11 protein-coding genes are annotated in these 16069 nt (G+C 35.0%); all 11 read left to right on the top strand.

Annotated elements, in window-relative coordinates; all coding sequences use genetic code 11:
- The first annotated feature begins 3 nt into the window (after positions 1-3).
- The 11 genes from FLS47_RS16525 (at position 4) to FLS47_RS16475 (ending at position 15955) form a co-directional block, all read left to right on the top strand.
- The gene (locus tag FLS47_RS16525; protein ID WP_149915429.1) at positions 4-1149 is read left to right on the top strand and encodes an iron-containing alcohol dehydrogenase; all 1146 of its coding nucleotides are present in this window, start codon (positions 4-6) and stop codon (positions 1147-1149) included.
- The gene (locus tag FLS47_RS16520) at positions 1133-2083 is read left to right on the top strand and encodes a dihydrodipicolinate synthase family protein (RefSeq protein ID WP_223225393.1); all 951 of its coding nucleotides are present in this window, start codon (positions 1133-1135) and stop codon (positions 2081-2083) included. Before FLS47_RS16525 ends, FLS47_RS16520 begins: the two co-directional genes overlap by 17 nt.
- Positions 2076-3101: a 4-hydroxythreonine-4-phosphate dehydrogenase PdxA gene (gene pdxA, locus FLS47_RS16515; protein ID WP_149915427.1), complete on the top strand. Its 1026-nt coding sequence runs from the start codon at positions 2076-2078 to the stop codon at positions 3099-3101. Before FLS47_RS16520 ends, pdxA begins: the two co-directional genes overlap by 8 nt.
- A gap of 7 nt (positions 3102-3108) precedes the next feature.
- Entirely contained in the window at positions 3109-4248 is a 1140-nt protein-coding gene (locus FLS47_RS16510; protein WP_149915426.1) for a four-carbon acid sugar kinase family protein, read from the top strand.
- An 18-nt stretch (positions 4249-4266) separates the two neighbouring features.
- Positions 4267-5814: a sodium:solute symporter gene (locus FLS47_RS16505; RefSeq protein ID WP_149915425.1), complete on the top strand. Its 1548-nt coding sequence runs from the start codon at positions 4267-4269 to the stop codon at positions 5812-5814.
- A 22-nt stretch (positions 5815-5836) separates the two neighbouring features.
- Positions 5837-7225, top strand: a complete 1389-nt coding sequence (locus FLS47_RS16500) for a DUF4974 domain-containing protein (RefSeq protein ID WP_149915424.1) — start codon at positions 5837-5839, stop codon at positions 7223-7225.
- A gap of 148 nt (positions 7226-7373) precedes the next feature.
- Entirely contained in the window at positions 7374-8276 is a 903-nt protein-coding gene (locus tag FLS47_RS16495) for a sugar phosphate isomerase/epimerase family protein (protein ID WP_149915423.1), read from the top strand.
- The gene (locus FLS47_RS16490) at positions 8266-9717 is read left to right on the top strand and encodes a glycoside hydrolase family 28 protein (protein WP_149915422.1); all 1452 of its coding nucleotides are present in this window, start codon (positions 8266-8268) and stop codon (positions 9715-9717) included. The genes FLS47_RS16495 and FLS47_RS16490 overlap by 11 nt, the downstream gene beginning before the upstream one ends.
- Positions 9718-9748: 31 nt before the next feature.
- Positions 9749-12463 (top strand): family 78 glycoside hydrolase catalytic domain, encoded by a 2715-nt coding sequence (locus FLS47_RS16485; protein ID WP_149915421.1) that lies wholly within the window; start codon positions 9749-9751, stop codon positions 12461-12463.
- On the top strand, positions 12464-13570 hold the full coding sequence (locus tag FLS47_RS16480) for a glycoside hydrolase family protein (RefSeq protein ID WP_149915420.1): 1107 nt from the start codon (positions 12464-12466) through the stop codon (positions 13568-13570).
- Between the two features lie 30 nt (positions 13571-13600).
- Positions 13601-15955, top strand: coding sequence for a glycoside hydrolase family 2 TIM barrel-domain containing protein (locus FLS47_RS16475; RefSeq protein WP_188347470.1), 2355 nt, complete (start codon positions 13601-13603; stop codon positions 15953-15955).
- The last annotated feature ends 114 nt before the right edge of the window (positions 15956-16069 follow it).

Raw genomic sequence — 16069 nt, 5'->3', positions numbered from 1 at the left:
CTAATGAATACATATTTAAAGATTAATTTTCCTAGACAGTTAGTTTTTGGAAACGGTGTTTTAGATCAATTGGTGCAAGACCTAAAATCTTTGCAATGCAAGGAAGTCGTAATACTTTCCATTGTTCCATTGCGTGATGCCATAAAGCCATTAATTAATAGCTTAGAAAATGATTGTGTGAAGTATCATATTGAAGAAGGAATTGTTCAAGAGCCATCATTTGAGGATTTAGAACGTGTGATTTTCTCGATTCCATTAAAAAGTGTGGATACGGTAATAGGAATTGGTGGAGGAAGTGTACTTGATGTGGCCAAGTTAATAGCAGCTCTTCTCGATAGTGAGCAGACATTAGAAGAAATAGTAGGCAATGGATTGTTGCATAAGCGCGAGAAGAGACTCATATGTGTACCTGCCACTGCAGGGACAGGTAGTGAAGTTTCTCCAAATTCAATATTAGTAGACCCAGAAGGACAAAAGAAAGGGATTATTAGTCCATTCTTAGTGCCAGATATGGTTTATGCAGACCCACTATTAACCTTAAGTATTCCAAAAGCAATAACAGCGGCTACTGGTATAGATGCCCTGACGCATTGTCTAGAAGCTTATGTCAACAAAAATTCACAAGAGTTTATTGATATGTATGCTTACAAGGGCATGCAATTGATAGCAGATAACCTTGTACAAGCTGTTATAAGTGGAAATGATATCGAAGCACGAAGCAAAGTTGCGATGGGAAGCTTACTAGGCGGGTTTTGTCTAGGACCTGTTAATACTGCAGGAGTTCATGCATTATCCTATCCGTTAGGAAGTATGTTTCATTTGCCACATGGTCTGTCCAATGCGATTTTATTACCTCATGTGATGGAGTTCAGTTATCTGAGTAACATCAAAAAATATGCTGAAGTTGCAGTTGCATTAGGATGTAATAAAAGTGAATCTGAAGAAGAAACTGCTTTAGCAGGTATTGTTAAAATTAAACAACTGCTTGCCGATTGTGGTGTGCCCTCACGATTAAGAGATCTTAATATTCCAATAGATGCAATACCACAAATGGCTGAGGATGCAATGAAAATAACACGGTTATTAGTAAATAATCCGCGTGAAATTAAGCTAAATGATGCAATAGAAATATTTGAAAAGGCCTATTAACAATATACTTATAATGAAAGAAACAATTATTCCTGTCATATCTCCAATGCGCGAAGATTTATCACTTGACAAAGATGCAGTTAAGAAAATCTTTACGTATTTGTATTCTAATAATGCTATTCCTTTTATTTTGGGGACTACAGGTGAATGCGCATCATTACCTCAAAATTTTAAAGAAGAGTACCTTAAAGTTGCTGTAGATAATCGTCCTGTGGGACAAAAGTTGCTTGTAGGTGTTTCTTCTAATATAATAGATGATACTATACAATTTGCAGATCAAGCCTTTGAGTTGGGTGTTGAAACAGTGGTAGCAACATTACCTACTTACTATGCTCTGAGTGAGGAGCAAATGGAGAATTATTTTCTTAGACTGGCAGATGCATGTAAACCTGAATTGATTATTTATAATATTCCTGCAACGACACATATGTCAATTCCGCTAGCTGTGATAGAACGTCTTAGTCATCATCCTAAAATTGTGGCTGTGAAAGATTCAGAACGCTCTATTGAGAGATTGATCGCATTACTTGATCTCTGTAGAGATAGAACAGATTTTAAGCATTATATGGGCTGGGCTGGACAATCAGCTATTGCATTATTAAATGGAAGTGCGGGAATTGTACCAAGTACAGGGAATTTTGCTCCAAAAATCTATACACAAATGTGTTTAGCGGCTGAGCAAGGATTAGAAGATCGTGTCTATAGCTTGCAGCACGAATCGGATAAACTAGGTCTTATTTATCAATCAAATAAGTCTTTAGGAGATTCTCTTTGGGCGCTTAAAGTTCTTATGAAACAGCTGGATTTATGTGATACGCATATGATGCCACCACTAAATAGAGATAATGTAGAGGAAGAAAATAAGCTGATTTCAAACTTTCAAGACTTAGTTAATCAAAATACTATAACTCTTAATTTGACAAAAAATGCATAAGCCAGTTATCGGGATAACTATGGGTGATCCAGCAAGTATAGGTCCTGAAATAGCCATTAAAGCTTTATTAGATCAAGATATTCACTCTATTTGTAAGCCATTATTAATTGGAGATGCAAAAGTTTTCCAACACATCGCAGAGCTTCTTAATATCGATGTCGAGATTAATGCAGTTTCTGATGTAGCTCAAGCAAATTTTGATTTTGGCAAAATCGATGTGTTTGATTTACAGAATGCTAATTTGGATGAAATAAAATTTGGTGAAGTATCAGCTGAGGCAGGTAAAGCATCTTTTGAAGCGGTGAAAAAAGTAATTGACCTTGCGTTAGATGGGAAGTTAGATGCCACCGTTACTGGTCCAATAAATAAAAAATCTATTAACGAAGCAGGTTTTCATTTTGCGGGGCATACCGAGATATACGCAGAGTATACAAATACAAAGAAGTATGCGATGCTATTGGTAGAAGAAAATATGAAAGTTATCCATGTGTCTACGCACGTTTCATTGAGGCAGGCATGTGATTTGGTTAAAAAGGAGCGTATCATAGAAGTTGTAGAATTGCTCCATAATGGATTGATAAGTTTAGGTGAACAAAACCTAAAAATAGGTATCGCGGGACTTAATCCACATGCAGGAGATTCAGGTCTTTTTGGTACAGAAGATGATTTAGAAATTTTACCAGCAGTTGTGCAGGCAAAAGAACTAGGTTATGATGTAGATGGACCCGTACCTGCCGATACGTTATTTTCAAAAGCGGCTACAGGCTACTATGGCGGAATCGTAGCGATGTATCACGATCAGGGACACATACCTTTTAAGTTAACGGGTTTTAAATGGAATCCAGAGAAAAAGCAAATGGATAGCGTGAAAGGTGTAAATATAACTATGGGCTTACCAATTATCCGTACATCAGTAGATCATGGAACGGCTTTTGAGATAGCAGGAAAGGGTGTAGCAAGTGCTGACGCGATGCTTTTAGCTATTAAATCTGCAGTACAATTAAGTCAAAATAAATAGTACTACCATGTTTTCAATATTAGTAATCGCTGATGATCTCACAGGAGCTGCTGAAATTGCAGGAATAGTTCTACAATCTGGTTTAACAGCAGAAGTTTATAATAGCTTATCAGAAGAAGACAATTTCAAAAGTGATGTTATTATTTTAAACAGCAATACGCGTTCTTTAACGTTAGAGGACGTGAAAAATAAGATTATTACTATTGTTGATGCAGTTGATTTTTCTGTATTCAATTGTATATATTTAAAATTTGATTCGGTTTTAAGAGGTCACATAAGTGCGGAAATTGAACTGTATTGTAATCTTTTGAAACATAAAATTATTAATTTTTGTCCTATAAACCCAATTTTAAATCGCTCTATAAAAGATAGTAAATACTATATAGATGAAGTTTTGATTAGCCAAACTTCTTTTGCGCAGGATCCAGAATTTCCTGTTATGCATGATGATGTATTGGAGATTTTGAATAACCCTAATTGGCATTTATGTAAGGTTGGAAAAGATTTCGGGACTAAAGGCGTGACAATTTGGGAAGCATCTTCTGAACAGGATTTAGTTGTTTTGGCAGGCGAAACTTATTTGAATCGCATTAATGCTGGAGCGTCAGCATATTTTAAGGAGTTATTAAAATTATTATTGATAAATAATGAAATAAAAATTAATCCTATAAATTCTGAAGATTTTATATCTTCGGTCGATAAGTCAATTATTGCCGAAAACACCAAACTTTATGTGTGCGGTTCTACGCATCAAAATTCCAGAAAGTGGCTTCAAGCACGACCTGAAGAATTTGTGATCTATTGGGATGGAATTAATAATGACGTAGTTTCTTATCTTATCGAAAAGTTGAAAACACATAGAACAGCGATTCTAGCATTTATTGATGATGTAAATGAAAAAGCTAATGTTTTGCGTTTTATTATGGCTAAAGTGGTAGCAGACTTATATTCCCAAAGCGAAATACATGAGCTAAATATTGAAGGTGGTGCTACTGCCTATGAAATTTTAAAAGTATTAAACATACATAAAATGAGACCTGTAAATGTATTTCAGGCAGGAGTAATACGAATGAAAGTGGATAATACTGAATTATATATTACATTAAAACCTGGAAGCTATTCATGGAATAGCCATCAGGATGTTTAATATCTAATTACACAACTAATGGATAAACCTATTTTAAGTTATTTGGATTACGGAATTATTGTATTTGTGCTCCTTATAACCTTATATTTTGGTGTGCGGTATGCTAAAAACCAGAATACTACAGAAGATTATTTCTCAGCAAAAGGTCGTGTACCTTCTTGGGCAATTGGTATGTCTTTACTCGCTACGCTAATTAGTAGTGTTACATTTTTAGGCTATCCAGCCGAAGGTTTTTCAAATAACTGGATACTTCTCGTACAAGGGTTAATGGTTCCAATAATCTTATTAGGAACTGTTTGGTTTATCGTGCCCCTTTATAGAAAAGTGATAGGCCTGAGTACATACGAATATTTCGAAAAACGATTTGGGTCTTTTGCAAGGTATTATAGTTCCATTGCATTTGTATTGAGGCAATTTTCAGGTATGGGAACCGTACTCTATCTCTTGGCTGTTGCATTAGAAGGTATGACTGGTTTTGATACGTATGTTATCATTTTATTGGTGGGAGGTTTGATTGTTGCTGTGAATTTACTTGGTGGTATAGAGGCAGTTATATGGCTTGATGTGTTTCAGGGCTTCATGTTGTTTGCTAGTGGTATTTTATGTTTGTTTGTTATTATCCTATCAATTGATGGAGGTGTTGCGGAACTGTGGAATGTGGCATCAACAAACGGTCGTACTGGTTTCGGTCCTTACGATATGGATTTCAAGAAATTAACATTTTTAGTGATGGCGATAAATGGCGTGTTCTATGCGATTCAGAAATATGGAACAGATCAAACTGTTATTCAAAGGTATTTAACTGCGAAATCAGATAAATCGGCTATCAGAGCATCGCTATTAGGTATACTCTTGACTGTACCGGTATGGTCCTTATTTATGCTAATTGGTACAGCTTTGTTTGTATATTATCAACAAAATCCTTTACCAGAAACTGTTGGGCCTAATAATGTATTTCCATACTTTATAATGTCTGAGTTGCCAATGGGCGTGGTGGGGTTTATTTTGGCTGCAATGATATCGGCAGCGATATGTAGTTTGAGCGCAGATTTAAATTCGCTTGCAGCAGTTGGAATCGAAGATTATTACAAAAAGGCAAAGCCTAATTTATCGGATAAAAAATACTTAAACGTAAGCCGTTGGATGGTGGCTTTAGCTGGTGTAATTTCTATTGTGATAGGTTTTATCTACGTTGAATTGGGAAGTGAAAGTATCTTGGGCATAATATTTACATTGTATGCTATTTTCTCAGGAGGAATTGTTGGTGTCTTTTTATTGGGAATCTTTTCGTCAAGAGCGAATAATCAAGGGGTAAATATTGCAATTGTCGTTTGTATATTATTCACAGCATATGCTTTTTTGACAAGTACCGAAATTAGTTTTGGAGAAGAAACCTTTAAGATTCTTGATTTTGGTAGGTTTAATTTTACACATAACAAATTGATGCTTGGAGTCTATAGTCATTTGATTGTTATAGGTGTTGGATATGTTGCCAGCTTGTTTTATCCAAAACCAAATCTTGATCCTAATTTGACTTTCAAAGGCTGGAAAAATAATAGAGATTAGAACTAAAATAATTAAAGTTATCATGAAGTTGTGTTTTGTAATAGTCTTAATATTAATAAATTGTGTTTTAAACGGAATTTTAAAAGCTCAAACTACTGATACAAAATACAGCGTTCCTCTCGAAGAGGTTTTAAAAACTATAGAGAATAAATTCAAGGTCACTATTAAATATAATGAGGAACAATTAAAGGATAAATATATTGAATATGGTTTTTGGCGCTTTAGAGGTAATGTTGAAGAGACATTATCAAATATCTTATCCCCTTTAGATTTAAAAGCCAATAAGGAGGCTGAGAATAAATACAAAATCAAAGAGTACGAGTATTTTCGTTGGAAAGAAGAAGATGGATGGCAATTTTTAAAGGAATTGTCTGCACAATACAGAGATAGATCAAGTTGGCAAATTCGTAAAGATTCGCTTCGTCGAGATCTTTTTAAAGCTTTAAAACTCTCACCTTTACCACCTACACCTAGCGGCGAGCCATTTGTAACTAAAAAGAGAGTGTTTCAAAAGTACACTGTTGAAAATTTCGCCTTGGAAATAATGCCTGGACTATTTGTGAATGGATCAATATATAGACCAAAATTCAAGAATGCGACGAAAATTCCTGTTGTACTTTCGCCAGATGGACATTGGGGAGGTCACCGATACAGAAAAGATGCCCAAATCCGCTGTGCCATGATTGCTCAATTAGGAGCCATTGCTGTAAGTTATGATTTATTTGCCTGGGGAGAATCGTTGCTTCAGTTTGAATCACGAGATCATCGGAAAAGTTTAGCATTAACAGTACAAACTCTATCTGCATTACGAATAATAGACTTTTTATATACAGATGTTACGGTCGATACAAGTCGTATTGGAATTTGTGGTGGATCAGGTGGTGGTAACCATAGTGCATTAATAGCTGCATTAGATGACAGAATCAAATTAAGTATTCCTGTAGCGTCTCTATCCTCATATCATTTTGGTGGGTGTCCATGCGAGAGTGGGTTACCTATACACTTTAGTGGATCTGGGACCAATAATGTTGAAATCGCAGCAATGACAGCTCCTCGTCCGCAATTAGTAGTTTCAAATGGAAAGGATTGGACTGCACATGCGCCATTGTACGATTTTCCATACTTGAAAGAAATATATAAATTCTACAATGCAGAACATGCTGTGGAGAACATTCATTTTCCGGATGGAGCCCATGATTTTGGTTACGAAAAGCGAAGGGCAGTCTATGATTTTCTAGTAAAATATTTTCATCTTACTCCTCAGTATATTAAAAATTCCAACGGAGAATACGATGAAAGTAAATGTATTATAGAAGATCAACAGGATTTATATGCTTTTGGCCCTAAGGGTGAGCTAATTCCAGCGCATGCCATATACGGTTATGATAATCTTGAAAAACTCTTCAAGTAAGATGCTATAATTTTTGGCTAAAAACGTACCGTACACGCTTTATATTTCTTACTATTTTTATCCTGTTCATGAATTAATAATTCAATGAGCTAATACTTGTTATACATTTTAGTATTATAGTATCTAACCAATGTAAACCAGCGTTACCATGGAAACAATAGGACGAAAGGATTTTATTAAGCAATGTATGTTGTTGGGATTAGTTATTTCTAATCCGATGAGCCTATTTGCGTCAGCTAATAAAACAAGATATCGTGTAGCTGTAATTGACTTGATGATTTTGAAGCGTCAAAAATTAGGTGCAGTACAATTGGCAAGTGAAATCGGTGCGGATGGCTTGGAAGTGGATATGGGAGGATTGGGAAATAGAGATACTTTTGATAATAAATTCTTTGATAAAGATTTTCGTAGCAACTACATCAATCATCTTAAAAAATTCAATATTGAAATTTGTTCTGTAGCAATGACTGGATTTTATGCGCAATCATTAGCGACTAGAGCTACTTATAAGAAAATGATTGCTGACTGTTTGGTGACATGTAAGCTTCTGGGTGCAAAAAATGCATTTTTACCGCTAGGTGTTCAGGGGGATTTAGTCAAAAATCCTGAATTACGTCCAGTCCTTGTCAAACGTCTTAAAGAAATTGGCAAAATGGCTAAAAAGGCTGGTGTTGTTGTTGGAATAGAAACGGCATTGGATGCAAAAGGCGAAGTAGCTTTGCTCAAAGAAATTGGATCTAAGAATATCAAAATTTACTTCAATTTTTCAAATCCATTGAAAAATGGACTTTCACTGGTAAATGAACTTAAAACTTTAGGTGCAAGAAATATCAGCATGATTCATTGTACTGATGAAGATGGTGTGTGGCTTGAAAATAATCCTAGACTAAATATGCGGGCAGTAAAAGATGTGCTGGACAATATGGGATGGAAAGGTTGGTTGGTAATCGAACGTTCTCGAGATGCCTCACTATCCCCACGTATGGTTTTAGAAAATTTTGGTGCTAATACAAGGTACGTAAAAAGTATATTTCAAGAGAATGGTATTTAGAAATATTTTCGGATTAATAGTTCTATTTGCATTTATTAGTTGCGAATCAAATATTCATAAGCAATTACATAATAATATCTTAACTACACATTCCTTGATGCAGGCTATAGATAAGATACCTGTTAAAGAAGCATATAGTCCATTTAGTAAACATGTATTTCATAGTCCAGAGTTTCCGAAAAATTTTGTAGTAATTACAGCTGGAAATAATATTCAGAATGCTATTGATTCATTGGCAGAAATTGGAGGTGGACATGTTATTTTGAAATCTGGAAGCCATCTATCCAGAAGAATTATATTGAAATCTAATATTAATCTTCAAATTGATCAAGATGCGCAATTAGTGTTTAAAAATGATATTGATGATTATTTGCCTGTAGTATTTACTCGTAATGAAGGTATTGAATTGTATTCTTTAGGGGCTTGTATATATGCAAATAATGCTAGAAATATTGCTATCACGGGGAAAGGTAAAATTATCGGTCCTGGTGAAGGATGCGTAAGACAGAAAACAATGTCACACGATGTCATTGAAAATATTGTGGATCACCATAAACCTGTGGATGAAAGAATATATGATGGTAATTCAAAAGATTTCATTTTTCCACCGGCCTTGATTGCTCCAATTAATTGTGAAAATGTACTGATTGAAGGTGTGCACTTGGAAAGATCTGCTTTTTGGAATATTGTTCCAACGTATTGCGAAAATGTTATTATACGTGCTGTATCTATTAATTCTGTAGGAATTCAACGTGGCGACGGAATAGATGTTGAATCATCAAAAAATGTTCTTATTGAATACTGCACCTTCAACACAGGTGATGATTGCATAGCAATTAAAGCTGGGCGAGGATACGATGGATTAAGAGTAAATAAACCTTCTGAAAATATAATTGTAAGATATTGCTTGGCACAGCAAGGGCATGGTGGGCTAACAATTGGCAGTGAAACAGCTGGAATGGTGCGTAATGTGTATGTGCACGATTGTGTATTTGATGGGGTGGATGTCGGAATACGTTTCAAAACCAGACGTCCACGAGGTGGTGGAGGTGAAAATATGTTATTTGAAAATATACGTATGCGTGTAGTGCATTCTGCATTGAGATGGGATATGCTAGGACAAGCATTACATGTAGGAGAGCTTGCAGATAGAAATCATAAAGTTTCGTCAAATATTTTAACACCTAAATTTCAAGATATCACGATCAGAGATGTGATCATTGAAGATGCTGCAGATTGTATTAAAATAGAAGGTTTACCCGAATCGCCTTTAGAAAATGTAGTTGTAGAGAACATTTATGCTGTTGGTAATAACTGGCTAAAAGCTAATGATGTACATGGGTTAACTATAAACAATGCTTTTGTGGCTGTTCAAAATAAAAGTATTGATACGATTAATGTTTCAGGGTTGAAACTAACAAACATAAAATTCGAAAATTAATAACTAATAATCTTTTCTTGATTTATAAAAGATGTTATATATAAGAATCATTCTATTATTTGTTTTTACCAGCCTAAGTGCCATACTTATTGCACAAGTAAGAATTAAAGAGGTGTTAATTGAAGGGAGAGAAAATCCTCTAGGGCTAAATACGTTGGAACCAACTTTTTCTTGGAAGCTTGAAAGTGAAAAAAACAATGTTTCCCAAATTGCTTATCGTATAAAAGTTTATGAGGATCAAAAATTCAATACGGAGAATTTAAAATGGGATTCTAAGTGGGTAAATTCAAGTAAATCGCTTTTTGTAAAATATGCTGGATCTTCGTTAAACGCAGCTAAATCATATTATGTAGAAGTACAAGTAAGGGATAATAATAGAAAAGTATCAAAAAATAATAGCTCTAGATTTCATACGGGTTTGTTAAACCCGAGTGATTGGTCTAATGCAGAGTGGATTACGTTAGAAAAACTTCCAGATTCATTAATTAACCCATTACCATTAGGTTCAAGTAAAACTAATATCTCTAAGCCCTATGATTTACCTGTATTCCGTAAATCTATACATACCAAACCAAAGGTAAAATCCTGTTATGCTTATGTTTCAGGATTGGGACATTATGAATTGTTGCTGAATGGTGAAAAAGTGGATGACAGTTTCTTGCAACCAGGTTGGACAAAATATGATAAACAAGCATATTATGTAGTTTATGATTTAAAAGATAGGCTTTTATCAGGACAAAATACATTTTCTGTCTTACTGGGCAATGGTTTTTACTATATACCACCTATAAAGGGTCGCTATCAGAAACACAAGGTAGCTTTTGGCTTGCCGAAGTTGAAAATGAAATTGATCACCGAGTATCTTGATGGTACTATTGAAGAACATCATACAGACGAAAGTTGGAAAGTACATAAATCTCCCATTACATTCTCAAGTATATATGGGGGGGAAGACTACAATGCTAACATATTGCCATCAAATTGGACTACAAATACATATGATGATGCGCATTGGCAAAATGCAGTTACAGTTGATGGACCTCAGCTTAAAATACAAGAGGTCGAACCAGTTCAAGTAATGGAAACATTTAAACCTGTTTCAACGAAGGAGTCTATTAATCGAAAAAGCACTATCTATGACTTTGGTCAAAATGCTTCTGGAGTAGTACGACTAAAATTATCAGGCAACAAGGGAGATACCGTTCGAATATACCCATCTGAGTTGCTTACAAACGAAGGTTATGCAAATCAAAAACACACTGGAAGTCCACATTATTACCAATACATATTTGACGACCAGAAAGAAGTCACATGGTCTCCACGATTCACATATTATGGTTTACGTTATGCTGAAGTTTTTAAAAAACAATTAAAGGGTAGCAACATAGAGGTAAAAGAGATTTATTTGGATCATATTCGTAATAGTACAAAGGAATCTGGGACATTTTACAGTTCAGATACGCTGTTTAATCAAATTCATAATTTAATCAAATGGGCTATCAAAAGTAATATGGTATCTGTTTTTACAGATTGTCCGCATCGTGAAAAATTAGGTTGGCTTGAGCAATTGCATCTAATGGGGCCATCTGTGAAATTTAATTTTGATTCTTACAGTCTTTTTTCGAAAGCCTTGAATGATATGCGTTTGTCTCAAACTTCGGATGGTCTTGTACCCGAAATTGCACCAGAATATGTGCAATTTGATTGGGGAGGAGATATGTTTAGAGATTCTCCTGAGTGGGGAAGTAGTGCGATACTGCTTGCATGGTATGCTTACCGTTGGTATGGTGATGAATCACTTTTAATTGAGAATTATTCCATGATGAGAAATTATATAAAGTATCTGGAAGCAAAGGCAAAAAATAACATTTTGTATCAAGGCTTGAGTGATTGGTTTGATATAGGGGATAATCGTCCTGGTGTGTCTCAATTAACACCTCACGGTATTACGGGGACTACGATATATCATTACGACCTTAAAATTATGTCAAAAATCGCAACTAAATTGGGCTATGAATCACAATCTCAATATTACGATTCACTTGCTTTTGAAGTGAAAAAATCCTTTAACGAAACTTTTTTTGATAAAAAAACTGGTTTGTATGCGACTGGTAGTCAGACAGCTTTGGCCATGCCCTTATATATGGGTATCGTTGATACTGAGTTTAAAGAGAATATCTTTGGTAATTTGATAAAAGATATAATTAGTAAAGACACAACTTTTACTGCTGGTGATGTTGGACATCGGTATTTAATACAAGCATTGACTCAAAATAATCGCGATGATATAATTTATGCAATGCACAAAGATGATTCGAGACCAGGTTATGGGTACCAAATTCGACAAGGCGCAACCGCGTTGACCGAGTCTTGGGCAGCGCTTCCAAATGTCTCGAACAATCATTTTATGCTAGGACATCTGATGGAATGGTTTCATGCGCAGTTGGGTGGGATTTCTCAGGATGAAAATTCCACTGCTTACGAACATATACATATTAAACCTAAACTAGTTGATGTGATTGATTCTGTAAGAGTTACGTATCAAAGTCCATATGGTGAGATAGTCGTAGATCGCAAAAAAGATGCGTATTTAATCCAAATTCCTATCGGAAGTAAAGCCACAGTTTCATTGCCAATACGTGATGAATACAGGGTAAATGGAAAAAAAGTAAAATCTCACATTTCTCAGGATAGAAATTCTGTAGAAATCCAATTGTCGTCAGGTAAATATTTAATAAGTAATTAGATGAGAGTAGTTTATGTTATAATGCTTCTTGCTTTAATCTTATCTGTTCGAGGACAAGAAAAGAGCCTGCAAATCTCAAATTCTGAGATGGAGAAATTATACAATGAAATAAAAACTCCGTATAAATATGGGTTAGTCGTTGTGCCAAATAAGAAACAAGATTTGATTGATTGTCCATCCATTTACAGGGAAGGAAAAAAATGGTTTATGACTTATATTTTGTTTGATGGTGTAGGCTATGAAACTCATTTGGCAGAAAGTCATGATTTATTGAATTGGATCTATTTGGGCAAACAGCTAACAGCATCGTCGACTGCTACTGAATGGGATTCAAAACAAAAAGCTGGATATAATGCACTAATTAATACAAAATGGGGTGGAAAATACGATTTGAAAAAGTACGATGGTAAGTATTGGATGTCTTATTTTGGAGGCTCCACAGCAGGATATGAACCAGAACCATTGTCAATTGGAGTAGCTTACACACATAGTACACCAAATACAGCTTTTGAATGGAATAGAATTGATAAACCTGCTTTGAGTAGTACGGATCATGATATTAGGTGGTGGGAAAACAGACATAAGCTTTTTAAAAGTTATGTAATTGAAGATAATGAAGGAAATACCGGACATCGTTTTGTGATGTATTATAATGCGGTTGGAGATTCATTAGTTAATAATAAAAAGACACGCTGGTATGAGCGAATTGGGATGGCGGTTTCGGACGATATGGTGAATTGGAAACGCTATCGAAAGGATCCTGTTGTACATCACCCTGTTGGTATTACAGGCGATCCTATGATTCAACGCATTAATGGAACTTGGGTAATGTTCTATTTTGGGGCTTTTTGGGAAAACAAAAGTGGTGGTTTTAATCGCTTTGCAGCTTCAAAAGATCTGGTACACTGGACAGATTGGTCTGGAGAAGATTTAATAAACTCTAGCGAAGATTATGATATTAAATATGCCCATAAATCTTTTGTGCTCAAGCATAAAGGAATTGTATACCATTTCTACTGCGCTGTAGACAAAGACGATAATAGAGGGATTGCTGTAGCAACATCAAAGGATATTGGAAAGAGTAAGTTAAAGTTTATTAAGGAGTAATATTTTATGCTAAAGAACATTTTATTAGTTATGCTATTTACATTCATCATGCATGTAACTAAAGGCCAAGGAAGAGAAGTGATAAATTTTAATGCCGGATGGAAATTCATATTGGACGATAACTTGCAATATAGACATACCTCCTTTGATGATACGAAATGGAAGAAACTGAATCTCCCGCACGATTGGAGTATTGGATTTGATTTTGCAGAACATTATCCTGCTGGTAATGCTGGAGGAGCACTTCCTGGAGGTATAGGTTGGTATAGAAAAACTTTTGATCTTGAAAAGAAAGATATTAACAAATCTGTATTCATTTACTTTGGAGGGGTATACAGGTATGCGGAAGTTTGGATAAATGGAATATATCTCGGAAAAAATTATAACGGGTATTTGTCATTTGAAAAAGAATTAACTAAGTATCTTAATTATGGTGATAAAAGTAATGTAATTGCAATTCGTGCAGACAATAGTCTTCAGCCTAATTCACGATGGTACTCAGGTTCGGGAATCTATCGCGATGTAAAATTAGAAAAACGTCATAAATCTTACTTGCTGAAAAATGAAACAATTCTTACGACTCCAATAGTAGATGTTTCTCAAAGTACTTTAAATGTTTCTTCAAAAATATTTGGTCAGGGCGAATTGGTCAAAATAGAACTTTCAGATAAAAATAATAAACTGCTTGCACAACAGGAAGTAAGGGTAAAAAATGAGCAAATTGAAGCTTCATTAAACATTAATAGTACAATTTTATGGTCACCTGAAAATCCTTATTTGTATCAAGTAAAAATTTCATTATTAAATAATAAGAAAGAAAAACTTGATGATTTAACATATAGTATTGGGTTCCGCCATTTCAAATTTGAGGTCAATGAAGGATTCGAATTAAATGGTGTTAAGACAAAAATATTGGGCGTTTGTCTTCACCACGACTTAGGAGCTTTGGGAGCTGCGTTTAATAAGTCTGCCGCCAAACGACAATTGGTTATTATGAAAGAAATGGGTGTAAATGCTATTCGTACAGCGCATAATCCTCCTGCAGAAGAATTACTTGACCTTTGTGATGAAATGGGCTTTTTAGTTTACAACGAAGCATACGATATGTGGAAAAAGCGTAAGAACAAATTTGATTATCACATCGATTTTGACGAGCATCATATTGCGGATTTGGAAAACTTTGTAAAGCGCGATAGAAATAGAACCTCAGTTTTCATGTGGAGTATAGGTAATGAAATTCGTGAGCAATTCGATGCTACTGGTACATCCCTTACAAAAAGTATGACTAAAACTGTTAGAGAACTTGATCCTACTCGCCCTGTGACTGCAGCTTTGACAGAGACTGATTATGCTAAAAACTTTATAGCGCAAGCAGAAACATTAGATGTTTTAGGATTCAATTACAAATACTTTGATTACGACAAGTTGAAGACTGAATTTATAAACACCACATTATTAGCATCTGAAACGACATCTGCTCTACAAACACGCGGTGTGTATCAACAACCACAGGATACGATTCAATTGTGGCCAGCATCAAGTAAAGATAAATATGTGACGAATGGAAATATGGACTTTACGGTTTCTGCTTATGATAATGTAGCCGCTTATTGGGGAACAAGTCATGAAAGAGCATGGTTGGAAGTGAAAAAACGTGATTTTTTATCCGGCATATTCGTTTGGACAGGTATTGATTATTTAGGAGAGCCAGTTCCTTATCCATATCCAGCACGTAGTTCATATTATGGTATTGTGGACTTAGCAGGATTGCCAAAAGATGTGTATTACATGTACCAATCGGAGTGGACAAAAAAGGAAGTACTACACTTAATGCCGCATTGGAATTGGAAAAAGGGGGATAACGTTGCAGTATGGTGTTATTATAATAATGCAGATTACGTAGAACTGTTTTTAAATGGTAAAAGTTTAGGAAAATCAACAAAATCAGATGAAAGCTTACATGCTGAATGGAAAGTTCCTTTCGAGCCAGGAGAACTGAAAGTTGTAAAGTATAGAGATGGCAAAATAGTACAAGAAGAATTTCGTCACACGGCAGGCGAAGTGGCTAATGTTCATTTGGAAGTAGAACATGATAAATATGCAGCAGGTGATGCTACAGATTTGTATTACATCACTGTTTCTCTTCGTGATGATAAAGGGAATATTGTTACTGACAATGATTTAGAAATTGAATTTTCAGCAGATAATAATTGTGCTGTGCTAGGTACAGATAATGGCTATCAAGCAGATTTACAAGGATTGACTAGGCCAATTCGCAAAACTTTTAAAGGTTATGCTGTGGGATATATCATGAAAAATGACATAAAGAATGCAGCGGCATTAACCATAAAATCAAAATTAGGAAGCAAGACTATCCAATTATAGTTTTAAAAAAAACATCATAGAGCATTTACTAAAATGATCAAATACAGGATATTTTTAAAATATGTACTTCAGTGTGCAATTTTGCTATTGACGTTGTTGTCTCATTGTCTTGCC

This window comes from Sphingobacterium cavernae, from assembly GCF_008520265.1.
GTDB classification, from domain to species: Bacteria; Bacteroidota; Bacteroidia; order Sphingobacteriales; family Sphingobacteriaceae; genus Sphingobacterium; species Sphingobacterium cavernae.
Note: the sequence above shows the minus strand (reverse complement) of the source record. Positions and strands in the feature narration are given on the sequence as shown.

What these genes read in the sequence shown, in the direction of transcription:
- FLS47_RS16525 (WP_149915429.1), top strand. Translation starts at nt 4, where the DNA reads ATGAATACATATTTAAAGATTAATTTTCCTAGACAGTTAGTTTTTGGA.
- pdxA (WP_149915427.1), top strand. Translation starts at nt 2,076, where the DNA reads ATGCATAAGCCAGTTATCGGGATAACTATGGGTGATCCAGCAAGTATA.
- FLS47_RS16510 (WP_149915426.1), top strand. Translation starts at nt 3,109, where the DNA reads ATGTTTTCAATATTAGTAATCGCTGATGATCTCACAGGAGCTGCTGAA.
- FLS47_RS16505 (WP_149915425.1), top strand. Translation starts at nt 4,267, where the DNA reads ATGGATAAACCTATTTTAAGTTATTTGGATTACGGAATTATTGTATTT.
- FLS47_RS16500 (WP_149915424.1), top strand. Translation starts at nt 5,837, where the DNA reads ATGAAGTTGTGTTTTGTAATAGTCTTAATATTAATAAATTGTGTTTTA.
- FLS47_RS16495 (WP_149915423.1), top strand. Translation starts at nt 7,374, where the DNA reads ATGGAAACAATAGGACGAAAGGATTTTATTAAGCAATGTATGTTGTTG.
- FLS47_RS16490 (WP_149915422.1), top strand. Translation starts at nt 8,266, where the DNA reads ATGGTATTTAGAAATATTTTCGGATTAATAGTTCTATTTGCATTTATT.
- FLS47_RS16485 (WP_149915421.1), top strand. Translation starts at nt 9,749, where the DNA reads ATGTTATATATAAGAATCATTCTATTATTTGTTTTTACCAGCCTAAGT.
- FLS47_RS16480 (WP_149915420.1), top strand. Translation starts at nt 12,464, where the DNA reads ATGAGAGTAGTTTATGTTATAATGCTTCTTGCTTTAATCTTATCTGTT.
- FLS47_RS16475 (WP_188347470.1), top strand. Translation starts at nt 13,601, where the DNA reads ATGCTATTTACATTCATCATGCATGTAACTAAAGGCCAAGGAAGAGAA.